The sequence below is a fragment of the Mariprofundus sp. KV genome (assembly GCF_013387475.1).
GTDB lineage: Bacteria > Pseudomonadota > Zetaproteobacteria > Mariprofundales > Mariprofundaceae > Mariprofundus.
In genome coordinates, this window is the sequence record NZ_VWNB01000003.1 from 13296 (window position 1) to 39983 (window position 26688).

The window sequence follows — 26688 nt, forward strand, 5'->3', positions numbered from 1 at the left end:
AATAGTAAAATCTACAGGTAAATAAGCAATAATGCGGCCAATGCTGCTTTCAGCTTATCTGTGATAAGGCAGCAGGTTCTGTTTGGCAGATAAAATGCTAGTAAAAAGGGATTGATAAACCATAGTCTCTCTACACTGTGGATAGGAAAGGGGAAGTTGTATGTCATTGCGTTGGGGTTGGAGTCTGCTGACATTGGTTATGGTTGCGGTGGTGGCTGTAACCATGATGTTAAGTATTACCGATATCGAGAAGAAGGCGTGGAAGGCCAGTGAACAGGAGCAGGCGGAGCTGTTGATTACGCTGCTGGCTGATGAGCTGAAGATGCCGATGCTTGCCGGTAGCAAGACCGAGGTTGAGACCCTGATCAGCATGTTTATCCATGAAGTTCCGGGAGCTACAGTATTCCTGCACTGGGCATCCGGTGAATCAGAGACATTCGGTGACGGTTTTATCCCGGAGCAGATCAATAGCCTGGAGAAACTTGATGCCCAGCCTAAAGCCGTGCGTGGGCTGGAGAAATGGTATGCGATGGGTGTGAAATACAATACCGCCCAGATGGGCTCTGTGGCGATGTATCTGCCCGGCAAATCATGGGACGCCTACGATGCGGAGATCAAGCTTCGGGTAGCCATTGTGGCGGCCGTGATTGCGCTGCTCTCTGCACTGCTGGTCTATATGCGTAGTGGGCGCATTGTGAATTATCTGCGTCTGTTGGCCAGGGCGAGCAAACGGGTCGGCGGAGGCGATTTCACCGTGCATCTGCCTGTGCAGACGCAGAATGAGTTTGGTAAAACCTTTCATCACTTCAATCAGATGGTCTCCAGTCTGGAACGTCGGGAGAAGATCCATGATATGTACGGGGAGTATCAGCGCCCGCAGGCAGTTGCCGATGAGTTTGACAGAAATGCCCAGCGCGCTGAAAAGTCACGCGAGGTGACCATTCTCTCTATCGATATGGTCGCTTTTAACCGTTATCTGAAGCGGGTTGATCAGGATGAGGCGCTCTCCACGCTGAATCGCGCTTTTGCACTCTTCCAGTTTATCGTTCACGAGTTCGGTGGTCATATCGACAGTGTGCAGGGAGATGCCATGATTGCGGTCTTTAATCACCCGTTTGAGCTGAAGAACCATGAGAATCAGGCGGTGAAAGCTGCTATCGCCATCATTGATGCCAGCCATCGGCTGGAGATCAGCAGGCCTGATGGTGGCACGGTGGAGTTCAGGGTTGGACTTGCTATTGGTGAGGTGATTATCGGCCATCTTGGTGTCGGGCGTCGTAAATCACTGACCATTCTTGGTGAACCGATTTCACTGGCTTCAATGATGGCCAAAGCAGGCGATACCACAGCGGTTACTGCACCGTATGGCACGATGCTCTCGCTCGGCCACGGTTTTAAACAGAAAGAGCTGGGTATGCGCATGCTGGCCAACGGTGAAGAGGCGCGTTGCATTACCATTCTGCCGGGTGAGGCCTACGTTGAGCAGGAGGTGGAAGAGGCGGTGAATAAGGCATTCATGCGCATTGAGCCCGGCAACTTCTACGATGATGACGATGAGGGGTGGTAAGGTTCGTCGTTAACAGAACCTGCACTTATAGTTAAGGAAGCGCTGAATAACTACGTCCATGTAGTTTTTCAGCACGCAAAGGCAAAAGCGTGGTTTTTCCTTTGCGTGCAAAACCAAGCACTTACTGTGCATGATTTTGGCAAGCCATCCATCGCTTGCACGGATACTCTGACTTGTTCAGAGCATCCTTAACGCTCACTGCCTGAAGTTCTGGCGCGGACAACTGTGCATCTGCAGTAGTTAGGGCCACTCTCGACGATCTCTTTGATCTTGAAATGGATGCTTTCATCGCCATTTCTGATGACAAACACCATATTGCGATAGACACGGTTCTCCGGAAACCAGGCTGTAAGTGACCCCTTGGCCGGCAGGATAAGCAGAGGCCAGCTGCGTTTGGCATTCATCGCGTTGCTGCCACTCTCAATGCTGGCCTGCACCATTTTCACCGGCTGCCGGTACAGTTCAATGCCAAGCCGCTGCTCGCCACTGCGGCTCTGTTTCATCCAGCGTACAAAACCGAGTTTCGGCTGCCCTGAATCGGGGAACCAGCTGATGCCGACCATAGAACCGACGGCATCGGAGCGCTGCTCATCCCCATTGAGGCGTTCAACGCAGATGCCGACATCTGTACTGTCGATAAGGTGCCACTGCTGGTCTGTCTGGTCGGCTTCGGATTGCTGCGCTGCTTTCTGCAGGAAGGATCTCAGGCTGTTCCATTCAAATATCACATGGGTGTTGGGGCTGCTGATGCGTTGCCGGCGTTGCGGGTGCGTGGTTAGCGCATCAAGTATGGCATGGCCGCCAACCTGTGTTGTCAGCATCGCCTCTTCGGTATGCAACTCATTTCGCTGTCTGTCTCGATTCTCATGCAGCGATTCGATATGTGCGACAGCTCTGTGCAGACGCTGAATAAGGACATCGACCGGGATGATAATCGCATCAAAGGGGAGGGAACCCTGAATTGCCTGCATCAATGTCGGAGGGTCATTGGGTCGACTCATGTTGGTGAGCAGGCAGGCCTTGCCGGCAGATACTGGCAGCTGTGATTGCTGGCGGCAGTAGTGCGCCTGCAGCTGATTGATGTGGTACTCCAGCTCCCTTGCAATCATATGCTGCTGGGCAACGGTTTTGCTGAAGAAATCGATCGCTCGCAGGAGTTCATGTCTGCAGATGGCGGTAATCAACTGTCTGGCTTTGGGTTTAAGCTGTTCATCCAGAGCGGCGGCAACATCCAGCCCCAATCTGGCCAGTTCAAAGAACTGGCGCGTGGCAATCACCGGTGTTGCCCGGTACTGCTCAAGCGTGAGTTGCAGTATCTTTACAGCCAGTTCAACAGCATTGCCGATCATCTCAACCAGTGGCGCATAATAGCGACTCTCTTTGCGAGCCTCGCTCTGTACCAAATCGATGGCGATTTTGTGTGCGTTGAGCACTGCGGCTGTCATCTCGCCATCAAACAGATTCAGCTCCTGCTCAAAACGATTGAGCACCTTCATGCGGAAAGAGATCGGGATCAGGGGGTTGGCGTTGAGGCGGCCGAGATAGCTCTTCATGTTGGCGGTGAGCTGCTTGCGTTCAGCCTCTGAGCTGTTGATAGCGTAAGCGTTTAGTTTACCCTCAATATCAGTGAACGGGAGGGTGATGGCATCGGTCAGCAGCTCGGCTTTACCGAGATTCAGGCGTTGGGGGTGCAGGCGAAGTTCGGTGTCGAGCGAGAGTGGAATAGCGTTTGGATCAGAAATATTCATATCTCTTTGCAGATACCGACTTCAAAGCTGTTGCAGTCGTAACAGCCGCTCTGCATCAATCGCCGGTGCAGATGCGATCTACCAGCTCTTTAACCGTAGGGATAAATCCGTTGGCATAGAACGGGTCACTACCAAAACGATAGGCGGCATGGCCTGCGAACATCAGATTATGGTCAGGGTTCTCACCGTGACCGATCTGCTGCAGCGTTTTCTGAATGCAGAAGCTGCGCGGATCAGCCTTGTGGCCGGTGGTGCCTTTTTCATTGGCAGCCCAGTTGCTGAACTTGCATTGTGAGAGGCAGCCCATGCAGTCGAGCTGATCCTGACGGATCTCTTTGGCTTTTTCAGGTGTGACGAAAACCAGCGTAGAGTCCGGGGTCTGCAGTGCCTTGGTGAAGCCTTCGGCGATATATCCCTTGGCTCGTTTTAGATCCTGACGGGTCAGGTAGACCTCTTTGTTGCGAACGCCAAAGGTGAAGAGCTCCGAGTGATCACCGGCAGGGTGATCTACAAATGCCGTTTCGCGATCGGAGCGATCATAGAGCTCATGCAGGAAGGTGTTGTAGACAGCTGAAGAGTAGAAGCCGGTAGGAGAGAAGCGGTTGAGGTTGATATCACCCTCACTAAGTGTGAGCAGGCGTTTTTTCCACGCATCAGAGATCGGGCTCTCCTGGGTGAGCAGGGGGCGCGTACCAAACTGGAATGTGATCGGGCCAATTTCGGGGTTATTCAGCCAGTTGCTCCACTCACGCAGACACCATACACCACCAGCCATCACAATCGGCACATGATTCAGATCGAACTCATTCATGGTTTTGCGGATGGCGGCAACACGCGGATAGGGATCTTCCGGTCTGTCAGGACTCTCGGAATTGGAGAGGCCGTTATGACCACCAGCCAGCCATGGATCTTCGTAAACCACACCACCCAGAAGATCGGGCAGTTTACGGTAGGAGCGCAGCCAGAGGGCGCGGAAGGCGCGCGCTGAGGAGATGATCGGGTAGTAGTGAACATTGTATTTGGCAGCCAGTGTAGCCAGCTTGAAAGGCATGCCCGCGCCACAGGTGATGCCATGAACCATCCCCTTGGCACCCTCCATAACACCTTCGAGAACGCGCTCGGCACCGCCCATCTCCCAGAGCACATTCATGTGCAGGCGGCCATTGCCGTTGGATACTTCATGGGCGATTTTCGCCTGCTTGATACCCCCCTCAATACCCTGGGCTACCAGCTCTTCAAAACGCTCCATGCGGCTTCTGCCATGATAAACGGTGCGGATGATCTCACCGTTTTCATCAACCCTGTCGGCATTGACTGCCGAGAAGGTGCCGACACCGCCTGCTGCTGCCCAGGCTCCGGAGCTTAAACCGGTCGAGACTGCAACGCCTTTGCCTCCCTCAATAAGTGGCAGGACTTCTTTACCTGAGATCATGATGGGCTGAAGGTCTAAAGACATGTGGGCTTCCTTAAGTGGGTCTCCTTCATCCGTGAAGGAAAAACTGTATAAATCAAACGACATGGGTTGATAGGCGGTCAATCTAGCAAAGGCGGTGAAGTGTGGCAAAGTTAAACGATGTCATGGCCCGGTCCGACTGATAGATTCTGGCCATGGAAAAGTTAAATTGTTTTGCTGTAACACTGCCCGGCCTGGAGAAAATCGTGGCCGAAGAGCTGGGACTACTCTCGGTTGATCAGATCAAGGTTGATGATGGCGGGGTCTGTTTTCAAACCACAATGGATGGTCTGTTTCGTGTTAATCTGCGGTTGCGTTGTGCTACGCGCATTCTGATCCGGCTGGCTGAGTTTCGAACCCACTCCTTTCCGGAACTCTATAACAAGGCCAAGAAGATCCAGTGGGAGCGTTATATCTCTGCGAACGCGACGCTTGATGTGCGCGCCTCCTGTCACGGCACCAAGCTGCTGCATACCGGCCGTGTTGAACTGGCTGTGACCGATGCGATCAGAAACAAGCATGCCTTGCCTGAGTCCACCCTGAAAGCTTCCGAGATGCTGCCGCAGGCAGTTCTTGTGCGTATGGATGATGATATCTGTTCAATCAGCATCGACACATCAGGGGAGCGACTGGATCGGCGCGGTTATCGTCACCACTCCGGCAAAGCACCACTGCGTGAGACGATTGCCGCTGCCATCTTAAACTGGAGTGGCTGGCAGGAGGACGAAGCACTGCTGCTGCCGATGTGCGGATCAGGCACCTTTGCTGTTGAGGCTGAGTGGATGGCAACGCATAGGGCTCCGGGTCTGGATCACGCCTTCCCGTTCAAACAGTGGCCCAGCTTTAAAGAGAAACGCTGGTTGCGTGTCTATGCCAAGGCAGAGGCGATGCAGCGTGATGTTACAGTGAACATCCTGGCCAGTGATCTGGACAGGGAGATTCTCGAGCAGGCCAGAAAAAACGCCAAAGCAGCATCAGCCAGCCGCACTCAATTTGCAGTTCAGGATGTTCTGCAGTTATCGCCTCCGGCAGGGGTGAAAACGGGCCTGATCATCTGCAATCCACCCTATGGGGATCGAATTAAAGGTGATGTGAAAAGCATCTACCGCCAGCTTGGCGAGCTGTTCAAAACCTCTTTTGAGGGCTGGAGAATGGTGGTGATTGTGCCGGATCAGGGCTGTGAGAATGAGCTTGGCCTGCCTGTAAAACGACGCCTTAAAGTTAAACATGGCGGCAAATGGGTGCATATCCTGCAGCTGTAGTCACTCTCCACGCTGTTTTTTTTCGGTTTGAAAACGGGAGCCGCTTATCTATCCTCTGCTTTAAAGAGCATAGCGACAAACCGGAGGCCAACGATGTTGAGAAACGATCAAAGTGACAGCACATTATCATGGACGGGGATCATCTCGATACTGGTTCTCTTCTCGCTGTCTGGATGTGCGGCGCCATCTTCACCTGCGCTGCAACATGCTCCTCCGCCTGTTCAGGAACCTGTGCAGATGAGTGCACAGCTTATTATCAAATTCACCCATGCCCTGACTACTGATCAGGCACCAAAGAAGCTCGCTCAGTTAAGCCGCCAATATATGGTGAATTTTCAGCTGGTGCGCGAGATGGTCGGGAATGCTTTCGTGATCAAGGTTGATAATGTTGCCGGCGAAAGGCATCTGAGTGCTCTGCTGGAATCACTTAAGCAGCGGGGTGATGTCGTCTTTGTTGAGCGGGATAACATGATTCAGCACCATGTGATGCAGCCCGATGGCAATGGGCCAGCAAGGTAGTTTTCCATGCAATAGCAGACGGGGATTGCAACACTGATTTCGTTGATAGAGCATTATTGCGGTGAGTGAAATCGAAACCATTCCAGTGGCTGATTTGGGCTGTTTCTCCTCCGACTACGGTCGGGCGCGGCAAGCTTTTCTGGCTGCTGCAGAGCAGGCGGGTGCAACACTCAGCAGCTATGCGCATCCACTGCCTGGCCCACAGACAGAAGTTTTAGCTACCGATGTGGCATGGCTGGGAGCCAGCGATGCCCCGACGGTACTGGTGCTGCTCTCTGCAACACATGGCGTTGAGGGGTTTTGTGGCTCGGCAGTGCAGGTCGATTTTCTCAACCATTTTAAACCCCTGCCTGAGGGTGTGGCTGTATTGCTTGTGCATGCGATCAACCCCTACGGTTTTGCCTGGCTGCGCAGAGTCACCGAGGATGGGGTGGATCTTAACCGCAACTATCTCGATTTCGCACATCTATTGCCGCTCAATGAGGGGTATGACGCGCTGGCCGATGCCATTGTGCCAGCTTCACTGGATGATGAAACGCTTAGAGAGTGTGATGCAAAGCTTGCCGCTTATCTCGATCAGCATGGTCGTGAGGCCTATGAGCGGGCCCTCTCCGGTGGGCAGTATGATTATCCAGATGGACTCTTTTATGGCGGTAGCGGACCAACATGGTCGCGGTTGACCAGCGAGAGGATTATCGCTGCGTTTCAACTCAGTCAGCGCCAGCGAGTGGCCTTGATCGACCTGCACACCGGCATAGGCCCGTTCGGCTATGGTGAGGCGATTTGTGATCATCCGCCAGGCTCGGCAGGGGTGGCGATAGCGCGCCACTGGTATGGTGATCGTCTGACCGAGCCAGCGTTGGGCACTTCGGTTTCAGTCGCCAAACACGGGCTCTCCGATTATGGCTGGATGCATCTCATCGGTGAGCCGCTGGTGTTTATTGCGCTGGAGTTCGGAACCTATCCGTTTGAAAATATGATGAAGGTACTCAGAGCCGACCACTGGCTGCATGCGCAGGGTAACGTGGATTGGCAGGCAGCGCAGAGCAGGGCTATCAAAGCGGCTATTCGTAACCACTTCTATCCAGCCACACCGGAGTGGCAGGAGATGGTGTTAATGCGCTCGCGTCACTGTATCCGACAGGCTATTGAGGGGTTGCAGGAGGCAGATAGGGATGACGGGTTGAGTAGACCTTAAGGGTGGGTTGAAAAAGTCGGAGCTTTTCTCGTGTTAACAAGCCCTAGAAAAACATTCCTGTTTCACTCAGCACCAGATAGCTGGTGTATACGATGAAGGAGAGTAGCAACAGAGCTCCCTCGAGGCGGTTGATTCGACCGAAATCTTTTCTAAATCCGTACGCCATCATCAATAGCACCACTGTCAGTGCCATCATCGTACTCCAGTCTCGCAGTAGCACCTCCGGAGCAATGGCTGGCATCGGGGCAATAACACCGGAAATGCCCACCACGGCCAGAATATTGAACATATTTGAGCCTACGATATTACCAATGGCTATATCATGCTCACCCTTGCGGGCGGCAATTACGGATGCTGCAAGCTCAGGTAACGATGTGCCCAGTGCTACGATTGTCAGACCAATAACCAGATCACTGATGCCGATTGCTTCTGCAATGGTTACTGCACCCCATACCAGAATCCGTGAGCTGACAATGAGCAGAATAAGTCCGGCAGTAAGCCAGAATATCGACTTGCCAAGGGGCATGCTCTCAACCTTAATCAGCTCCTGAATTTCATTGCCCAGATTATCGCCCTGGCCTCTCAGCGCTGAATAAATACTCCAGACGAGCAGGAGAAAGAAACCACCCAGCAGCACTATAGCTTCAAAGGCTGTTAGTTCGTTGTCCCATAACAGCATGCCAAGCAGGCCGCAGATGAGAAGTAACAGGGGTAACTCCCTGCGGACAATGTCCGAGTTTACCGCAATGGGTGCAATCAGGGCGGTGATACCAAGGATAAGGGCTGTATTGACGATATTAGAGCCCAGCGCATTGCCCAGTGCCAGGTTGGGGCTACCATCCATTGCTGCCATCGCCGAGACAACCATTTCAGGTGCCGATGTGCCAAAGCCGACGATGACCATGCCGATCATTAACGGCGGCATGCCGAGGTGGCGAGCTGCTACTGCAGCCCCCTCGACGAAGCGGTCAGCACTCCACACCAGCAAGGCAAAGCCAACAAGGATTGCTACTATGGATAGTGTCATGAGAGCGCTCTGAATGTAATTTAGAACAGTTTTAGCAGGTCGTGGCCGAGAAAGATAAAAATCTCAATGGCGATCAACCAGATAATAATCCACTCCAGTAGTGATGAGTGTTTGTGTTTCTGCTCATCGGCCAGCATGCCGAACATGTCATGAATGATCTGCAGTTTTTTATTGAGCACCTCGACACGTGGTGTGACGTCCAGATAGGTGGCCACGCGGCGGTAGTGCTCCTCCAGTTCAGGGTACTCCCAGAAGAACTCAGGTGTATCAAGCAGGGCGTGATGCAGTAGAATATCGCTCTCTACAAGAAACAGGCGACCGCGCATGCGGGCAATCTCCTTGCGACTGCGATGGGAGGAGCCCGATTTTGCCATGTTGCGTGGAATATGTGCTGTACTGTCAATGGTCTTTTCTGCGTAGCTCTCCAGTTCAGCCAGTTTGACCGACTGGGCGATAGCATGGGAGATGGCCAGCTTGATCATCACATCCTCACTATCGAGGCTGATGTGATCAGCACGGATACGTGCTGCAGCGTCGGAATCAATCTGCCATGTGAAATCATCGGAGATCGTTTCAGTAAGCGGATCAGTTAACCATGGCTGCAGCGTGTCGAGCATACGCTTCTCTGCTTCATGGTCGGTGCCCCAGAATAGTGCTACACCGTAATCAAAGAGGAAGATGTCGCCGCCATTGTTGTCGACGTGCGCAGCATTGCGGTGACGTGTGACCCTGCTGTTGTCGGAGAGGTGTTCGCACATCGACTCAAAATTGAACTGGCGGGCCAGTGCATAAGCGGTACAGCGTTGTTGCATCATCACTCCTTCAACTACTGCGCATCGATTCGATGCGCCGGATAAATTCTTCGATGACCGTGGCATAGAGTTCGCGTTTGAGAACTTTATCTTCAACGCCATGGTCGATGTTCGGATTATCATTAATCTCGATGACGAAGATACCGTCATCATTCTGTTTCAGATCGACACCGTAGAGACCGTTACCGATCAATGCGGCGGCAGCCATTGCAGTATCGACCACATCTTTCGGTGCATCTTCGACCGGCATGGTGGCAAAGCCGCCGGGAATGGTTGAACCATCGGCTTTATGGTTGACGATCTGCCAGTGCCCACGCGCCTGTTTGTACTGACATGCATAGAGCGGCTTGCCGGCGAGGATGCCGATACGCCAGTCATAGGCGGTGTACATAAACTCCTGGGCGAGAATGATACGCGAACGGGCAAACAGTGTTTTGGCCGCTTCAGCCAGTGCCTGGCGGTTCTCAACCTTGAACATGCCACGCGAGAAGGAGCCATCTGGTATCTTCAGAATCATCGGGTAACCCAGTGCTGCCTCCAGATGCAACATGGAGGTATCATCAAAACGATAGCGGTTCAGCGGTATGGTTTTGGGGGTTGGCAGTTTCTGGGCAATTAATCGCTCCCACATATAGACCTTGTTGGTGCAGCGGATGATCGATTTCGGATCATCCATCACCGGCATCCCCTCAGCTTCAGCCTTGCGGGCGAAACGGAAAGTATGATTGTCGATGGCTGTTGTCTCACGAATGAACAGTGCATCAAACTCGGAGAGTCTGTTGTAATCCTTCTTCTGGATCAGCTCCACATCGACGCGCATCTTCTGCCCGGCACGAATAAAACGCTCAAGTGCCGCCAGGTTGGATGGCGGAAGCTTCTCGTTCGGATCATAAAGAATGGCCAGGTCATAAAGCGCCGGTTTGCGTCCCTCATGGCGCTTGCGTGGCATTCGCGTATAGCTGCGCAGCGCTGATTCGAAGAAATCGGAAAGAACGGTGGTCACCTGATGCAGTCCTATCGGTTGAATCGACCTGATTTTCCATGTTTTTCCATATTCGATGCGCAGGCGCAGAAGTGGATAACGGAAGATATCAAAGACCTCTGCTGCGAGACGGTGGAAACGGTGGTCATCGCTGCTGCCAAAAAAGATATAGAGGTCAAAAGACTCTTCAGGTGGTGAGGCGAGACGATTGAGGGTATTGGCAAGCATCCGCTCCAGGTCGGGGATGGAGAAGGCGTAGAGGCTCCGGCGGGAGAGGTCGACGATATCGGCAACTGTCGGCATTGGTGTGTCATTTCGGGCCTCTGCCAGCAGAGAACAGTAATAGCCACCACTTAGGTAGGTGTAGTGTCTGCACAGATTGATGATTCGGATAGGCCGCTTCTGGGCACCCGCCTGTCTGGTCAGGTAATCGTTGGCCAGAGTTACCTCCAGCCCTTCAATTTGCCATTTCCAGTCTTTCAGACGATCCACAATAACCGTATGACGTACCGGCATCTTAGTTGTCTCCTTTATATATTAGCAGTGTAGCATATTGCCGCTTGCTGCCATAGAAACGCATACGCTCGAACTCTTTGCGTGTGACGGGAATACCGAAGCAGGTCGTCTCGCTCTTGCCCTCTTTTACATCGACGTAGGGCTCGTGGATATAGACGAAGTTTTTATCGAAACCGCTAACGACAACCCAGTGTGGCGACTTATCTCCGGTTAACCTGTAGGCGCTGATCAATAACACCGGGATGGCACCCTTTTCAAATTTCTCTTCTAGCATATCGAGCGACAGGTGTTTTTCGGTCAATGGAATCTTCAGGCGGCGGATCTCCTTAAGGAAATCGTTCTGTACAACCCTGATGACTTCGCGTTTCTCTTCGTTACGTACAGAATCGATGAACATCTCGGCATCGCGGGGAACATAGAGTTTGACCCGCAGGCCTCTGTGGTATGCGGAAAGAGCCAATCCGAAGGGGCTGCAGCCACCGTGGCCGCTTGTCATATAGATGCTGGTTGCCTCACGCCAAAGGCGTAACTCCAGTTCACGACTAAGCTCCAGTTTGGGCATCAGTGATTTCATCGCCATCATCAGAGAGGCTGGACCGCAGGTGAACTCAAGGGTCTGGCCGTAAAAGGGTACCCGGCTCTTCTTCGGAGCCAGATGCGGGGCCAGTGGCTTCTCCATGCGCAATGCGGCGGCATGATCCTCGTAATAGTCCGGGAATACAGCGAACTCTTTGTAGCCCAGTTTGCGATAGAGGAAGATGGCTCCGGAGTTATTGACATGCACCTCAAGACGCATTGAAACCACACCATGTTTCAATGCATCGGCCTCTGATGCATTGATCAGTTTTGCGGCTACGCCCTTGCCCCGACACTCCGGCAGTACAGCCAGTGAATAGAGGCGGGCCATCGAGGTGTTCTGATGAAACAGTACAAGCGAATAACCGAGAAGCCGCATATCTTCTACGAAAACGAAAAAAGAGGCATGGCCTCGGGTGAGCAGATGGCGAAAGCTGCGTTCGGAGAGGCGATCAATCTCAAAACAGCGGTTCTCCAGGCCGACAAGGGCTGCGATGTCGTCAAGTGTGGCTGGTCGGATCATCTGAGTGGGGGAGAAAAAGGTTCCATCGCAGCAGGCTGAGGCCTGCTGATTTGGGCGTCAATAGGCCGTAATATTATCGGTTTTTTGCGACTTAAAGAAACAGGTTGTAGACAGGATTGTCACTCTCGTCGACGTAGGTGTAACCCAGTTCATTGAGGTAGCTTTCAAAGGCATCGTTCTCATGCGGAGGCACCTCAATGCCGACCAGTACGCGGCCATAGGCTGCGGCATGGTTGCGGTAGTGAAACAGTGAGATGTTCCAGCGTCCGGCAGCGCGGGTGAGGAACTCCAGCAGGGCTCCGGGGCGTTCCGGAAACTCAAAACGGTAGAGCCGCTCATTCTCCACCAGATCGCAGCGCCCGCCAACCAGATGGCGAATATGCAATTTGGCCAGCTCATTATCCTGCAGGTTGAGGGTCGGCAGACCTGCCGCAAGCATGGCACTCTCCAGTGCTGCCACCTTGTCGCTATCGCTGACACTGATGCCGGCAAAGACATGTGCCTCTTCACGGCTGGAGAGGCGATAGTTGAATTCGGTGATGTTGTAGTCACCAATGATCTGGCAGAAGTTAAGGAATGAACCCGGTTTTTCAGGGATGGTAACCGCAAACAGCGCCTCACGTCCTTCACCCATCTCAGTGCGTTCAGCGACATGGCGCATGCGGTCGAAATTCATGTTCGCACCACTGTTGATCGCAGTCAGCAACTGACCCCGTGCGCCTGTGTTGCGCACATACTTCTTCAGTGCGGCTACACCAAGCGCACCGGCCGGTTCAACGATGGAGCGGTTCTCCTCATAAATATCCTTGATGGCCGCACAGATCTCATCGGTATCAACAAGCATAATCTCATCGACATACTGGCGCACCAGATCAAAGGTCAGTTCACCGACCTTCTTGACCGCCACGCCATCGGCAAAGATGCCGACCTGTTTGAGGGTGACGCGCTCACCGGCTTTGATCGAATCGTGCATGGCAGCCGAATCAACAGGCTCAACACCGATGATGCGGGTGTTGGGTGAATGCGTTTTCAGATAGATCGCCATGCCGGCAGCCAGACCACCACCGCCAATCGGGATAAATACAGCATCCAGATCACCGGGATACTGGCGCATCATCTCCTCGGCGATGGTGCCCTGACCGGCGATCACCAGGGGATCATCATAGGGGTGAATAAAAACCATGCCGTTCTCTTCGCAGAGTCTGTATGCGTGTTCGCTGGCATCGGAGTAGCTGTCGCCAAACAGCACCACTTCGCCACCCATACGGCTGACGGCTTTGACTTTGATATCAGGCGTGGTGCGCGGCATAACAATGATCGCTTTGATGCCAAGCTTGTGGCTGGAGAGGGCGACACCCTGGGCATGGTTGCCGGCAGAGGCGCAGATCACCCCACGGGCACGCTCGGCCTCGCTTAAGTTGGCAATTTTGTTGTACGCACCGCGTAACTTGAAAGAGAATACCGGTTGCAGATCTTCACGTTTGAAGAGCACTTCATTGTGCAGACGTGAAGAGAGTTTCGGTGCAAGCTCCAGCGGAGTTTCAATGGCAACGTCATAGACGCGTGCTTGTTCGATGGCCTCAAGGTATAAATCGCTCATAGGGCGGCTTGCTACCATGAACGCAATAAGGATTCGAGTTTGAAGATAGTCAGAGTAGATCAGATAGAGCGCGGGATGGCATATGCCGAGGCCTGTTTTGAGACCTTTCGGGTGATCGATGGCTGCTGTTTTGCATGGCCTGCGCATCAGCGGCGTCTGGCAATAGGCCTCTCGGAGTTCGGCATTGAGCTTGCTGATGATGACTGTCGGAGCCTCTATGAGGCTACAGTTGAGGCTGCTGCTGCGATTGGATCTGATGCTCTGGTTAGGGTTACCGTTACTGGCGGTGAAGCGGGGTGGGGATTGATCAATAAATCAATATCTCCTGCGGCCTATATTCAGGCCATGGCGTATGCCGGTTATAGCGGACCTGTCAGCCTGCGTTTGAAACGCTGGCCATTTCCACTGAAACAGAAACGGGCCAAGTTCTGCTCAGATTATGCTGAAACCCTGCGTGCCTTGAACGGTTCAAAAGATATTGATCTTCTGTTTGAGCGGGATGGTATGCTGATAGCTGCAGCGACAGCGAATCTGCTGCTCTATCGAAGAGGGCGATGGTGGACACCTGTCTCAGGAGATGGCGTGCTGCCGGGTGTGATTCGCGGTGCTTTGATTGAAGCCGGTGTGGTTGTGGAGACGGAGTGTCCGCTTGCCTGGCTTGATGATTGTGAGGCAGTGGCTTTGAGCAATAGCGGTCAGTTTGTTCGCAGGGTGGCCGAAATCACTGACATCAAGCGTTTTGATATTGAACATTGCGCATTTGATGAACTGTCGCAGGTATTGGTCGGAGAAGCCGGTCTGCCGAAGGATTGGATTGTATGAGAAAACTGATTGGCTTATCTCTGTTTGGCGCTGTGCTGCTGCTGGGGCTCTGCGGCTGGATGTTCTGGCAGATATCGGCACAGCATCAACCGGCTCAAGCTGTGGAGCTGGAGATTCCCAAAGGGGCATCAACGATCAAAATAGGCAGGCTTCTACAGGAGCAGGGGGTGATCACCTCAAAGCTAGCCTTCCGGATTGCAGCACGCCTGCATGGGGTCTCGGCTGGTTTGCAGAGTGGCCTCTACCGCTTTGAAGAGCCTGCCAGCATCAAAGTGATCATTGAGCGCCTTGAACGTGGGGATGTGATGCGGTTTCAGGTCACAGTGCCGGAAGGGTTGCGTAATGATGAGATCATCGCGCTACTGGCGAGCAAAACCGGTATCAAAGGTGAGGTGTGGCAGGCGGAGCTGAATAAGCTGCTGCCGGAGAGCCCTGATGGGCGTCTGCTGCCGGAGACCTATCAGTATACCAAACCTCTTAATCCGGCCGAGCTGTTAAGCTCAATGATCAAAGCGCAGCAGGTGGTTCTCAACGCCTTGAGTTCTGATCCGGCGGTGCAGGAGCGCTTGCGTATTGCTGCATCAATTATCGAGAAGGAGACGATGCTTGATCACGAACGGCCACTGGTTTCAGCAGTGATTCGCAATCGTCTGGTCAAACGTATGCCGCTGCAGATGGATCCAACGGTGATCTACGGTATCTGGAAAACAACGGGTACATTTTCAGGCGATATCCGCAAACGCGATCTCTCGGCTGATACGCCGTGGAATACCTACACACGCAGGGGTCTGCCACCAACACCGATCGGTAACCCCGGAGCAGCATCACTTAAAGCTGCTGCTGCACCGGCGGATGTCGATTACCTCTTCTTTGTTGCTGATGGCACCGGTGGCCACAAGTTTGCCGCCACCCATGAGGGGCACCTGGCCAATGTGGAGCAGTGGATCAGGATTGAGCGGCAGAAGAACCGCTCAGACAGTAAAAAATGACGGATGAGCCAACCCTGATCATTGAGATCGAACTACCGGTTAAACTCTCCTTTCGCTTTCAGATGCTGCTTGAGGGTGAGGATGGTTTGGCTGTTGTGCGCTGCTACGATCCTGAGCATAAAAAGCAGCAGCTCTGGACGACACCTTCGCAGCGTGATGAGTTGCTCGGCTGGTTACAATCACTGCCCGCTGTTTTTCAACTGAAGGTATTGGATCAGTGGCTTTGGGGCAGCAGGCAATCCGATAGCAGGTCGCGCGCTTAAACTGCTTGCCACGCTGTAAGCAGCCCCCTTATTCGATCACTTTTTTACGCAGGGACTTCTTTTCACCGCGTCTGAGTTTGGACTCCAGACGCCGCTTTTTAGCTGCCAGTGAAACTCTGGTTGGTCGTCGCTTTTTCTGCACAACCATAATCGATTGAATCAGCGCCTGTAGCCGTAGCAGGGCATCGGCTCTGTTCTGCTCCTGACTGCGGAACTGCTGGGCTTTGATGATGATAATACCATCAGCCGTAATACGGCGATCCTTGAGCTGCATGAGACGCTCTTTGTAAGCCTCCGGCAGTGATGAGGCGTTGATATCAAAGCGCAGGTGAATGGCACTGGAGACCTTATTGACGTTTTGGCCACCGGCACCCTGAGCGCGTATGGCTGTGATCTCGATTTCTGCATCGGGAATGCAGAGAGAGGCGGAGATCTCCAGCATCAGTCTACCGTGAACTCCCTGACTGAATAGCGCTCTCTTGCCGTGATATCCTTAAAGATGAAGGCAGGTGTCTTGCCACTGTAGATGGTGTCGGTGAGCCACTGCTGCTCAGCTTCAATTTCGGCCTCGGCAACGGATTTGCTCCACACTCCTTTCTTCTGTTTACCATGATCGCTGTAGATGAAATCGGCCATCCAGCGGTAACCACGGGCTTTGAGATCATCCTTTCTGTCGAAGGGGGCACCCGTGGCGAAAAAGCGGCGGCTCTTCTCGCGAGCATGGGCGAGCAGGGCGCTCATCGCCAGGGTGCCGGAGCAGGGCAGCGGTTTGGTGAGCAGATGCAGGGTGGCCTGAGCATCATTCACTGCCCTGTGTCCGTCGAAATAGTAGCCCATTTTATAGGCAATATAGTCGAGTTTAAGGCTGGCGATATCCTCATCCATCCAGTTGATATCATTGAAGGTGCAGCCCCAGTTGGCTTCAGCAGTGAGTGGCAGACGACGCTCCAGCATCTGACGGTCAAAGGCTGAATTGTGGGCAATAATCAGATCGGCTTTCTGCAGCCAGAGGTTGATCTGATCATCATCGAGCTCCTCTCCTTTAACCATCGCATCGGTAATGCCTGTAATCTGAATAATGATATCCTGCAACGGCTCCAGCGGATCTTCAAAGCCCCCATAGCTGTGCAGAATACGGTATATCAGGCCTGTATGCGCATCATATTCAAACGCGATAAAACCCAGTTCGATGATGGCATCATTGGCGGTATCCAGCCCGGTTGCTTCAGTATCAATAACAATGCCGATGCGCGGGGTGGATGGCTGCCCCTGATTGTAACGCTCGGGGGCATTGAGCCGTTCAATAACCCTGTACTGGCCGGAAGCTTCCAGATGTTTAATTGCTTCAATATCATTCATTTTGCCACCCCGAATCCCCTGTTTATAGGGGCAACACTGCACGTCGCGACGAGAAAATAAAATCGAACCGCGAATGGACGCCAATTAACACGGATCAGAACCTTCTTTAGGCAATGGCTGTTCACTGTTCAGTTAATGATGGCATAGTGACGACATCATTGAGACGTAACGGGGGAAACGATGAAGCTGCCCATTTATCAAATAGACGCATTCGCCTCAAAACCGTTTGAGGGAAATCCTGCTGCGGTTTGTCCGCTCGATGCATGGCTTCCCGATGCTTTGATGCAGTTGATCGCGGAGGAGAATAACCTCTCGGAGACCGCCTTTTTTGTGGTAACAGAGGAGGGGGTTCATATCCGCTGGTTTACTCCGACCTGTGAGGTTGATCTCTGCGGCCATGCTACGCTGGCAGCAGCCTATGTGCTGTTTGAGTGTCTCGGTTTTGATCAGGATACCATTGTATTTGATTCACGATCCGGTTTGTTGCCGGTAACCCGAGAGGGGGAGCTGCTGCTGCTCGATTTTCCCGCCCAGCCTGCTGAGGCTTGTGAGACACCCATCCAGATTCAACACGCCTTTGGCACCGAACCTGTCGCATGCCTCAGAGCTGAGGATTATCTGGTGGTCTTTGAGCTTGAGGAGGACCTGCTGCTGGCTGATCCGAACCTTGAGCTGCTCAGAGAGCTTGATGGGCGAGGGGTGATTCTCACGGCGCCATCAGACACCTATGATTTTGTCTGCCGCTTTTTTGCACCCAAATTTGGCATTGATGAAGATCCGGTTACCGGCTCCTCCTTTACGCAGTTGGCTCCCTACTGGGCCGCCCGTTTGGGCCGCTCAAAGCTTTTTGCCAAACAGCACTCCAGTCGTGGCGGCGAGGTGAGGTGTGAACTCGATGGTGATCGCGTGTTGATTGCCGGTGGTGCGGTAAAATATATGCAGGGTGAGATCGAAATTTAAGTGGTGAAGCTCTACTATGTGCATGATCCGATGTGCAGCTGGTGCTGGGCATTTCGTCCTCTCTGGCAGCGCTTGAAAGAGCAGTTGCCGCAGCGCGTGCGTGTAACCTCGCTACTGGGTGGTTTAGCTGCAGACTCTATGCTGCCTATGGAGCCCGAGATGCAGCAGCATATCCGGAAGCACTGGCGTACCATTGAGAAACGTGTTCCCGGCACGCCCTTCAACTTTGAGTTCTGGCAGTGCTGCACTCCCAGACGCTCAACCTATCCCGCCTGCAGGGCTGTGATTGCGGCCAGATCTCAGAATGACTCTAAAGAGGAGGCGATGATTCTGGCTATTCAGCAGGCCTACTATCTTAAGGCTACCAACCCCTCGGATGATGAGGTTCTCATCGATTGTGCCGGGTCGATTGGTCTGGATGAGAAGCAGTTCGCTGCTGATTTGAACAGCCCTGAAACTAAGCAGCAGTTGCTTCATGAGATTGCATTGAGTCGAAGCATCGGGGCGCAAGGATTTCCCGGCCTTGTTTTAGACGTTGATGGAAGCTTTCACCCGATAGCGGTGGATTACAGGGATGCGGAGAGAGTGTTGAGCCGGATTGATCAAATACTTTCTCAGTGTTAACAATTTATAAAGGGGTATGCCGGGGCCTAGCCCTGTTATCGTTAGCGTCGTTATGCAATGACAGGGGTGTTCCGATGATCAAAGCTGTGCTGTTAAAGATATTTCGTGAAGGTGTGGGAGGCTTGATGGCTTTCATCAGCTTTTTAACCCGTCCCCGCAAGATAAAACGCAGTGCCGGGGAGCAGGCTGAGGTGGCTGAAAAAGCGGCCTCCATGTCGCTGTATCAATACTTTGCCTGTCCGTTCTGCATCAAAACGCGCCGTGCTGTTCATCGTTTGAATATCCCTGTTGAGTATCGTGATGCCCAGCCTCGCGATGGCGAACATCGCAAGGTTTTAGCGCAGCAGGGTGGTCAGATTAAGGTGCCATGCCTGCGCATCGACAAGGGTGATGAAGTGATCTGGATGTATGAGTCCAATGATATTATCGCCTACCTGAATCAGCAGTTTGATCCCGCTTTGGCTGCTGCTTAACTACCCTCATTCTCTGAAGTTCTGAGTTGTAAAAATCTATATCCTTTCCTGATTTAGCTTGCAAAGGTGCAAGCAGTGCTTCACAGTGTGTTTGCTTATTCTGGAGGGGTTATGAATGCAAAAGGTGTGTCACTGAATGATGAGTTCGGTATCAAGGGGCAGTTGGCCTTCCGCGATGCCGGTGATGGCTTTATTGTGATCGATATCGATAACAGCCACTGCACGGCAAGCATCGCGCTGCAGGGTGCACATCTTATGACATGGACTCCGAGAGGAGAGCAGCCGGTCATCTGGATGTCGCCAGTGGCCAAACTCGCTCACGGCAAATCGATTCGTGGCGGCGTGCCGATCTGCTGGCCGTGGTTCGGCGCTCATGCCACAGAGAGCAGCTTTGGCGGTCACGGCTTTGCCCGCACCGTAGACTGGGATGTGATCGGCACAGAAGCCCTTGATGATGGCTCCACCCAGATCAGTTTCGCGATTGCCAATATCAACAGGGAGCAGTGGCCGCATCAGGCACCTGCTGAGATACATATGACCATCGGCCTTGTGCTGGAGATGGCACTGGTCACAGAGAATCAGGGTGATGAAACGATCACTGTTGGCGATGCGCTGCACACCTATTTTTGCGTTGGTGATGTGAGTAAAACCACCATTCGCGGACTGGCCGATTGTGACTATATCGACAAAGTGGGTGAGACAGCTCGCAGAAAACAGGCCGGTGATATCAGTATCGCTGCAGAGGTGGATCGAATCTATCTGGATCAGGGGCAGGATGTGGTGATTGAAGATCCGGTTCTGGAGCGTGAAATCCGTATTGAGAAGCAGGGCAGTCACTCAACCATCGTGTGGAATCCGTGGATTGATAAAACCCTGAAAATGGGTGATTTCGGGTCGGATGACGGGTATCTGGGCATGGTCTGTGTCGAAAGTGCCAATGCCGATGAGGATGTCGTTGAACTGGCACCCGGTGAGTCACACAGCCTGTGGGTGCGCTACAGTGTCGAATAAGATCATCAGGCTCCTGCTTCCAGCCCTGCTTCTGTCGCTGATAAGTCTGACTGCAGATGCTCAGGTGCAGAGCAGAGAGATATCGTATCAGGTAGGTAGCAGGGAATTTACCGGTTATCTGGCATATGACGATAGCATCAGTGGTAAGCGACCGGGCATACTCGTGGTACATGAGTGGTGGGGGCATAACGCTTATGCGCGCAAACGGGCTGAGATGCTGGCTGAGTTAGGTTATACAGCCTTTGCACTGGACATGTACGGCACTGGCAAGATTGCCGACCATCCCGATGATGCAAAAGTGTTTATGCGTGCAGTGATGGGTGATCTTCCCGAGATGAAGAAGCGCTTTGAAGCGGGATTGAATATCCTGATAAGCCATCCGAGTGTGAACTCCGAAAAGACGGCAGCTATCGGTTACTGCATGGGTGGCGGTATCGCGTTGAATATGGCCAGGGGCGGTGCCGATCTGGATGGCGTTGTGGTCTTCCACGGCTCTCTTGCAGCCAAAGAGCCGGTAGCGTCAGGGCAGGTCAAAGCCGAAATCATGGTCTTCACAGGTGCAGCAGACCCCTTTATTCCGCGTGCGCAGGTGCTGGAGTTCGAGAGAGAGATGAACGCTGCAGGTGTGACCTACACAGTGACAACTTATCCCGATGCCAAGCACAGTTTTACCAACCCTCAAGCCGATAGTTTTGGCGAGCGTTTTGACATGCCGATGGGTTACGACAGAGCCGCCGATGAAGACTCCTGGCAGCAGATGTTACAGCTCTTCGAGAGAATTTTCAGATAAACATAAAGCCTTCTGGCATGCTGTATCGCTAGAGATACTCTCCTTCGGTAAGTAAAAAAATGTCTCCCATAACGATGGGAGACACCTTATCGAAAAGCTCGCTTGCTGGTTTTAGTCTCTCTCACCACGCTCATGCCTGTAGCTGCGATACCTGTTGCTGTTGCGATCATGGTTACGATTATAAGATGGCCTATGCACACGGTGCTCGGAGTGATGCGTGACCGGCCTGTAGTGTGCGCGTGGCTGCTGCTGAACAACATAAGCTGGCTGGTGCTGACTTGCGAAGAGTGCTCCGGCAATGGTGCCCAGAACTGCACCGAAAACGGCCCCCTCAACGACCTGATTGTTACTGGAGCCTACGACGGCACCGGTTGTTGCACCGACGATGGCGCCGGTGGCCATAGAGCGATCCTGATAGGAGGCGGCTTGTGCCAGGGGAGCGGCAAGCAGAGCAGAGGTCAGTAGGGCTGCGGTAATCATTCGTTTCATCTTCTTCTCCTGCGGGATGGTTTCCCTCATGTGGAGAACGCTAACGACTGAAATGTGCGTGAGTGCATCGGCAGTGTAAAATGAGTGCAAAGAAATTGTAAAATTGCGCAGTGAGGAAACGGCTTAATGAGCCGAAATAATCAGGGCTACTACTTGATGCGATCCACCTGAACCTTAACACTCAACTGCTGCTCACCATTGCCTCGGAAGATTCCCTTCACCGGCGTAACGTCGAAGTAGTCCCTTCCAATTACAGTGCAGTCATACACTGGTCAGAGCGATGCGTTGGATTTCATCGCTTCAAGCTTGTTAGTGCTACTGAATCTGTCATGCAAGCTAATGGCGTATTTTTATGGATATCTTTATCATGTTTTCAACAGGTGTCGCTTTATGGTTGATCGAAGCTGAAGCGGGATAAGGAGTGCAATGATGGCGCAGAGTGACGGCAAAGAATCATGGGATATATTAAAAACACTCTCCAGTGCAGAAGATGCTGAGCAACTCAAGGCGTATGTAAAATCTATAGGTGTTAGCGAAACCTTTCGGGCAGTGCTGCGGCTTAATGCAGATGAGAGGGAGAAGGTGCTGACGACACTGTCTGCTGAAGATGCGGCAGATTTCATTGAGGAGATACCCGGTCAGCATGCAGCCGAGATGATGCAACAGCTTTCAGCCGGTGATGCCGCCTCGATTCTCAGTGAAATGGACAGTCAGGATCAGGCAGATGTCATCGGCGAGTTGAACAGCTTTCATGCCAGTGCGGTTTTGGCGGAGATGCATCCCGATGCGGCGGCCAATGTTCAGAAATTGAGCAGCTATGATTCAGAGTCGGCCGGTGGTCTGATGCAAAGTGAGTTTGTTGCCTACAGGGAAGATGTGACTGTAGGGGATGTGCTTTCGGCTCTTGGGGGTAGTGCGAAGCAATCATCTGCATTGGGTATGTACATCTATGTGATATCCAGATCAGGCAAGCTGGCAGGCGTTGTGGAGCTTCGAACGCTTGTTCTCTCCAGTCACGATGCTCCGATTGCTTTTATCTCCGAGCCCTGTCTTTCAATAGCGGCGGATGCATCATTGAGTGATCTCGATGCATTTTTTGATAGCCATGCTTTTCTGGCTGTTCCGGTAGTAGATATGCATAACAAGCTGGTTGGCGTTGTCCATCGCCAGCATGTGGCTGAAGCGATGGCCGACCATGCTTCTGCCAACTACAGGAAATCACAGGGAATTATCGGCGGGGATGAGATTCGTTCACAGCCGACACTGCTGCGTTCAGGGCGTCGTGTCTCATGGCTGAGTCTGAATATTGTACTCAATATCATTTCCGCCAGTGTTATTGCTCTCTATCAGGATACCCTTAGTGCAGTTATTGCGCTGGCTGTATTCCTTCCTATCGTCTCGGATATGAGCGGCTGCTCCGGTAATCAGGCGGTAGCGGTCAGTATGCGGGAGCTGGCACTAGGAATTATCAAGCCCTACGAATTGATGCGTGTGTGGATGAAAGAGGTCTCTGTGGGTTGTATTAACGGGGTGATACTAGGCACGCTGCTGGCAGCAGTGGCCTGGTTGTGGCAGGGCAATCCCTATCTCGGGCTGGTTGTCGGGGTGGCTCTTGCAGCCAATACGATTGTTGCAGTCTCTATCGGAGGAACAGTGCCGCTTATGCTTAAGCGTATGGGTAAGGACCCGGCAGTTGCATCGGGGCCAATTTTGACGACGGTCACAGATATGTGCGGCTTTTTTCTTATTCTCAGCTTGGCGTCACTACTGTTGCCGCAACTGACCACAACCTGAGCTTGCACGCTGCTGAATTCGCGGGTTTACGAAATGACTGCTATTGAGCAGCGTTAAGCTCTCTAAGGTAGGGGGCAGGGTTCTGTGAACAGACTTATTACATTTGAGGGTGTGGATGGTTGCGGCAAGAGCACTCAGCTCAAGCTTGCTGCTGCCTGGCTGCAGGCGCGTGGTGAAAAGGTAGTGACCACATTTGAACCCGGTGATACAGCACTGGGCAAAGAGATTCGCAGATTGCTGCTGGCCGGGGAGTTTGTGCCGGTGGCTGAGGCCGAACTACTGCTGTTTCTGGCGGATCGTGCGCAGCATGTACGTGAAGTGATTCAGCCCGCCCTTGATACCGGTGCGTGGGTGCTCTGTGACCGCTATTCCGACTCTACGCTGGCTTATCAGTTGGCGGCGCGAAAGCTGGGTGAGGGCGCGAGCAATTTGAATGAGATGCTCCGCTTTGCCGAGTGTGGCGTCAGCCCGGCGCTGACACTCTGGTTTGATCTGCCTGTTGCCATCGCTGCCCGGCGTATGAAAAAACGTGCTGAAGCCGGCGAGAAGAGCACCCGTCTGGATGATGAGGCGATCTCCTTCCATGAGCGGGTGGCGGCGGCATTCTCCGATCAGTTTGATGCTGATGAGGGGCGCATGGTTCGTATCGATGCAAGCCGGGATATCAGTGGTGTGCAGGCACAGGTAGAAGCTGTGTTGCAGGCAAGTTATTCATGACAGCGCTGCTGGGGCATCAGGCTGTTGAGCAGCGTTTTGCCGATGCAATGCGTCGCAATCACATGCATCACGCATGGCTGCTGCACGGGGTTCGTGGTATCGGCAAATTTGCTCTGGCCGAGAAGCTGGCTGCGATGCTGATGTGTGAGACCCGTTCGGCATGCGGAACCTGCCATGCCTGTCAGATGTTAAATGCCGGTTCGCATCCCGATCTGATCTCTGTCGGTCTTGAAGAGAAGAAGCGTGATATCTCCATTGCGCAGGTGCGTGAGATGCTCGGCTTTCTCTCCCTCAGCGGTGCCGAGAGTGAAAACCGGGTGGTGATCCTTGATGATGCCGACCGGCTGAATAATCAGGCTGCCAATGCGCTGCTGAAGGGGTTGGAAGAGCCATCACCGGGCAGTGTGCTGCTGATGGTCTGTGCTGATGCCATGAAACTTCCGGCTACAGTACGTTCCCGTTGCCTGATGCAGCACTGCTCTCCACTTAACGAGTATGATGTGCGTAGTGTATTACAATCCAGACTCGATGCAGAGACGATCGATCTGGCCGTTCAACTGGCCGATGGTTGTCCGGGTTCAGTGAGCTGTCTTGAGGATAGCTCGGTGGCCAGGGCGCTGGCTGAGTGGCAGGGGTTGATAGAAGATCTGAGCCAGGCCGATATCGGCAAGATTGATAACTGGTGCAGATCCAATGTGGCAACGGTGCCCCATGAGTTGATTATCCGGGCGCTGCTGCTGCCTGTCTATGCGGGGATGCAGGAGCATCAAAGCAGGGGGTTTGAGGCTCTGGAGACGATTCACGAGGCTGTGAAAGGGTGTCTGCGCTGGCCCGGTGAGGTGATTCGCCAGTCGCTTCGTGCTGCACCGACACTTCTCTCCAGTGTGCTGGTGCTGCGTGCGGCACTGCGATCATCAACATAGGTCACAGATAGAGGCTGGGATTCATCGCCAAGCGGGTTAGAGTGCGACCGTACCTGGCGTTATCAACAGGAAGTATATAACAGCGCCGCATCAGGAGAATGGTCCACAGCATGGGAAATTACTACGTTACCACCCCGATCTATTATGTGAATGATGAGCCGCACCTTGGCCACATCTACACCACCATTGCAGCTGATGTGCTTGCCCGTTTTAAACGCCTGAGCGGTGAGAATGTGTTTTTTCTGACCGGTGTGGATGAGCACGGGCAGAAGGTGCAGCAGGCAGCTGAAGCGCGGGGTATCGAGCCGATTGAGTTGGCCAATCAGGTGGTGGCGCGTTATGAGAGCCTCTGGCCCGAACTCTCCATCAGCAATGATGATTTTATCCGTACCAGTTCCGAACGCCATAAGAAGGGTGTGCAGGCGATGTGGCGCAGGCTGGAAAATGCCGGTGCGATCTACAAAGATTTCTATGAAGACTGGTACTGTGTGCCGTGTGAAAGTTACTGGACCGAGACACAGCTCAAAGATGCCGAGTGCTGGGACTCCAAAAGTTGCCCTGACTGTAAACGCGAAGTGGAGAAGATTCAGGAGGAGTCCTACTTCTTCCGCCTCAGTGCTTTTCAGGATCGACTGGCTGAACATATCAGAGCCAATCCTGATTTCATTATGCCCGCTTCGCGCCGCAATGAGGTGCTCAGCTTTGTTGAAGGTGGCTTGCGGGATCTCTCTGTCTCCCGCACGACCTTCTCATGGGGTGTGCCGGTACCGGGCGATGAGAAACATGTGATCTATGTCTGGATCGATGCGCTGACCAACTACATCTCTGCGCTCGGTTTTCCCGATCAGGAGGTGCCGGAGCACTGGCCTGCGGATCTGCATCTGATCGGCAAAGATATTCTCCGCTTCCATGCCGTCTACTGGTCTGCGATGTTGATGGCTGCCGATCTGCCACTGCCTAAGCGGGTCTATGCACATGGCTGGTGGACTGTTGAGGGCGAGAAGATGAGCAAATCCAGAGGTAATGCCCTGCGTCCTGCTGATCTTCTGGCTGAATATGATGCCGATGTGCTGCGCTACTTCCTGCTGCGCGAAGTGCCCTTCGGGCATGATGGTGACTTCTCATTCTCCGCACTGAAACAGCGTTATAACTCCGAGCTGGCCAATGATGTCGGCAATCTGCTCAACCGCTCTCTGGCGATGCTCAACAAATACCGTGACGGTGTGCTGGCTGAGGTGGCTGAACTGAATGAGGCAGACCGGGCTCTGATCGCCGATGTGCAGGCGATGCAGGTTGATGTCGCCGAGGCGTTGGATCGGCAGGCATTCCACCTGGCCATTGAACGGATCAGTGTCGTGGTGCGTCATGGTAATCGCTATGTTGAGGAGAATGCACCCTGGACACTGGCCAAGCAGGGTGATGAGGCACGTCTGAACAGCGTACTCTATCATCTGGTGGAGACCCTGCGTCTGGTGGCCATGCAGTTGCTGCCATTTATGCCGACCAAGATGGGGCTGATGCTTGCCCAGATCTACAACCGTGAGGTTGAAATCGACAAGCTCTCCTATGCTGAACAGGGCGGCTGGGCTCTTCTTAAAGCCGGGCACCAGTGCGCCAAACCGAGCCCGATCTTCCCGCGCATGGAGTAGGCATCGATTTTGTGGAAAATCTGATCGCTTCGGAGCATCCTT

The 26688-nt window shown here is 53.2% G+C and carries 26 protein-coding genes; 16 read left to right on the top strand and 10 right to left on the bottom strand.

All coding sequences use genetic code 11. From position 1 onward, the window contains the following. Positions 1–160: 160 nt before the first annotated feature. Entirely contained in the window at positions 161–1567 is a 1407-nt protein-coding gene (locus tag F3F93_RS02885) for an adenylate/guanylate cyclase domain-containing protein (protein WP_241696931.1), read from the top strand. Positions 1568–1755: 188 nt separating this feature from the next. Here F3F93_RS02885 and F3F93_RS02890 read toward each other — a convergent pair whose 3' ends face one another. Continuing rightward, complete coding sequence (locus F3F93_RS02890) at positions 1756–3315, bottom strand: hypothetical protein (protein WP_176957669.1); 1560 nt, start codon at positions 3313–3315, stop codon at positions 1756–1758. A 55-nt stretch (positions 3316–3370) separates the two neighbouring features. Next, complete coding sequence (locus tag F3F93_RS02895; RefSeq protein ID WP_176957670.1) at positions 3371–4771, bottom strand: nitronate monooxygenase; 1401 nt, start codon at positions 4769–4771, stop codon at positions 3371–3373. A 152-nt stretch (positions 4772–4923) separates the two neighbouring features. On the opposite strand from F3F93_RS02895, the gene F3F93_RS02900 reads away from it, so the two are divergent. The 3 genes from F3F93_RS02900 (at position 4924) to F3F93_RS02910 (ending at position 7747) form a co-directional block, all read left to right on the top strand. Further along, a complete protein-coding gene (locus F3F93_RS02900) occupies positions 4924–6030 on the top strand; it encodes a class I SAM-dependent RNA methyltransferase (RefSeq protein ID WP_176957671.1) in 1107 nt (368 codons plus the stop codon). Positions 6031–6267: 237 nt separating this feature from the next. After that, complete coding sequence (locus tag F3F93_RS02905) at positions 6268–6549, top strand: hypothetical protein (protein WP_176957672.1); 282 nt, start codon at positions 6268–6270, stop codon at positions 6547–6549. Between the two features lie 61 nt (positions 6550–6610). Next, the gene (locus tag F3F93_RS02910) at positions 6611–7747 is read left to right on the top strand and encodes a M14 family metallopeptidase (RefSeq protein WP_347239177.1); all 1137 of its coding nucleotides are present in this window, start codon (positions 6611–6613) and stop codon (positions 7745–7747) included. A 43-nt stretch (positions 7748–7790) separates the two neighbouring features. Here the strand turns inward: F3F93_RS02910 and F3F93_RS02915 are convergent, their stop codons facing one another. From F3F93_RS02915 to ilvA, 5 genes are all read right to left on the bottom strand, one after another. Beyond that, complete coding sequence (locus F3F93_RS02915; RefSeq protein ID WP_176957673.1) at positions 7791–8774, bottom strand: calcium/sodium antiporter; 984 nt, start codon at positions 8772–8774, stop codon at positions 7791–7793. 20 nt (positions 8775–8794) lie between these two features. After that, positions 8795–9586, bottom strand: coding sequence for an RMD1 family protein (locus tag F3F93_RS02920; protein ID WP_176957674.1), 792 nt, complete (start codon positions 9584–9586; stop codon positions 8795–8797). A gap of 10 nt (positions 9587–9596) precedes the next feature. Further along, positions 9597–11084, bottom strand: coding sequence for a RimK family protein (locus tag F3F93_RS02925; RefSeq protein ID WP_176957675.1), 1488 nt, complete (start codon positions 11082–11084; stop codon positions 9597–9599). Position 11085: 1 nt separating this feature from the next. Beyond that, the gene (locus F3F93_RS02930; protein WP_176957676.1) at positions 11086–12183 is read right to left on the bottom strand and encodes a GNAT family N-acetyltransferase/peptidase C39 family protein; all 1098 of its coding nucleotides are present in this window, start codon (positions 12181–12183) and stop codon (positions 11086–11088) included. Positions 12184–12274: 91 nt separating this feature from the next. Then, entirely contained in the window at positions 12275–13783 is a 1509-nt protein-coding gene (gene ilvA / locus F3F93_RS02935) for a threonine ammonia-lyase, biosynthetic (protein WP_176957677.1), read from the bottom strand. Between the two features lie 39 nt (positions 13784–13822). Between ilvA and F3F93_RS02940 the strand changes: the two genes are divergently transcribed. Genes F3F93_RS02940 through F3F93_RS02950 form a run of 3 tightly spaced genes read left to right on the top strand, consistent with a single transcriptional unit; the run spans position 13823 to position 15857 of the window. Continuing rightward, positions 13823–14605, top strand: a complete 783-nt coding sequence (locus F3F93_RS02940; RefSeq protein ID WP_176957678.1) for an aminotransferase class IV — start codon at positions 13823–13825, stop codon at positions 14603–14605. Then, positions 14602–15594 (top strand): endolytic transglycosylase MltG, encoded by a 993-nt coding sequence (gene mltG, locus F3F93_RS02945; RefSeq protein ID WP_176957679.1) that lies wholly within the window; start codon positions 14602–14604, stop codon positions 15592–15594. Before F3F93_RS02940 ends, mltG begins: the two co-directional genes overlap by 4 nt. Next, positions 15591–15857 carry a DUF4911 domain-containing protein gene (locus F3F93_RS02950; protein WP_176957680.1) on the top strand — a complete coding sequence of 89 codons (267 nt, stop codon included), beginning with the start codon at positions 15591–15593 and terminating at the stop codon, positions 15855–15857. The genes mltG and F3F93_RS02950 overlap by 4 nt, the downstream gene beginning before the upstream one ends. 28 nt (positions 15858–15885) lie before the next feature. Here the strand turns inward: F3F93_RS02950 and arfB are convergent, their stop codons facing one another. Continuing rightward, complete coding sequence (gene arfB / locus F3F93_RS02955) at positions 15886–16299, bottom strand: alternative ribosome rescue aminoacyl-tRNA hydrolase ArfB (RefSeq protein WP_176957681.1); 414 nt, start codon at positions 16297–16299, stop codon at positions 15886–15888. After that, positions 16299–17216, bottom strand: a complete 918-nt coding sequence (locus F3F93_RS02960; RefSeq protein WP_176957682.1) for a 3'-5' exonuclease — start codon at positions 17214–17216, stop codon at positions 16299–16301. Before F3F93_RS02960 ends, arfB begins: the two co-directional genes overlap by 1 nt. Before the next feature lie 180 nt (positions 17217–17396). Between F3F93_RS02960 and F3F93_RS02965 the strand changes: the two genes are divergently transcribed. The 5 genes from F3F93_RS02965 to F3F93_RS02985 all read left to right on the top strand — a co-directional run bounded on the left by F3F93_RS02965 (position 17397) and on the right by F3F93_RS02985 (position 21074). Then, complete coding sequence (locus F3F93_RS02965; protein WP_176957683.1) at positions 17397–18176, top strand: PhzF family phenazine biosynthesis protein; 780 nt, start codon at positions 17397–17399, stop codon at positions 18174–18176. A 3-nt stretch (positions 18177–18179) separates the two neighbouring features. Further along, positions 18180–18800: a DsbA family protein gene (locus F3F93_RS02970; protein ID WP_206675360.1), complete on the top strand. Its 621-nt coding sequence runs from the start codon at positions 18180–18182 to the stop codon at positions 18798–18800. Positions 18801–18886: 86 nt separating this feature from the next. Then, complete coding sequence (locus F3F93_RS02975; protein ID WP_176957845.1) at positions 18887–19273, top strand: glutathione S-transferase N-terminal domain-containing protein; 387 nt, start codon at positions 18887–18889, stop codon at positions 19271–19273. Positions 19274–19384: 111 nt separating this feature from the next. Next, complete coding sequence (locus F3F93_RS02980; RefSeq protein ID WP_176957685.1) at positions 19385–20284, top strand: D-hexose-6-phosphate mutarotase; 900 nt, start codon at positions 19385–19387, stop codon at positions 20282–20284. After that, a complete protein-coding gene (locus tag F3F93_RS02985) occupies positions 20274–21074 on the top strand; it encodes a dienelactone hydrolase family protein (RefSeq protein WP_206675361.1) in 801 nt (266 codons plus the stop codon). Before F3F93_RS02980 ends, F3F93_RS02985 begins: the two co-directional genes overlap by 11 nt. A gap of 111 nt (positions 21075–21185) precedes the next feature. Here the strand turns inward: F3F93_RS02985 and F3F93_RS02990 are convergent, their stop codons facing one another. Then, a complete protein-coding gene (locus F3F93_RS02990) occupies positions 21186–21593 on the bottom strand; it encodes a glycine zipper domain-containing protein (RefSeq protein WP_241696932.1) in 408 nt (135 codons plus the stop codon). A gap of 399 nt (positions 21594–21992) precedes the next feature. Between F3F93_RS02990 and mgtE the strand changes: the two genes are divergently transcribed. The 4 genes from mgtE (at position 21993) to metG (ending at position 26646) form a co-directional block, all read left to right on the top strand. Next, entirely contained in the window at positions 21993–23357 is a 1365-nt protein-coding gene (gene mgtE, locus F3F93_RS02995; protein ID WP_206675362.1) for a magnesium transporter, read from the top strand. An 84-nt stretch (positions 23358–23441) separates the two neighbouring features. Continuing rightward, complete coding sequence (tmk, locus tag F3F93_RS03000; protein WP_176957687.1) at positions 23442–24074, top strand: dTMP kinase; 633 nt, start codon at positions 23442–23444, stop codon at positions 24072–24074. After that, positions 24071–24997, top strand: a complete 927-nt coding sequence (gene holB / locus F3F93_RS03005; protein ID WP_176957688.1) for a DNA polymerase III subunit delta' — start codon at positions 24071–24073, stop codon at positions 24995–24997. The genes tmk and holB overlap by 4 nt, the downstream gene beginning before the upstream one ends. 110 nt (positions 24998–25107) lie before the next feature. Further along, positions 25108–26646 (top strand): methionine--tRNA ligase, encoded by a 1539-nt coding sequence (metG, locus tag F3F93_RS03010; protein ID WP_176957689.1) that lies wholly within the window; start codon positions 25108–25110, stop codon positions 26644–26646. Positions 26647–26688: the final 42 nt, after the last annotated feature.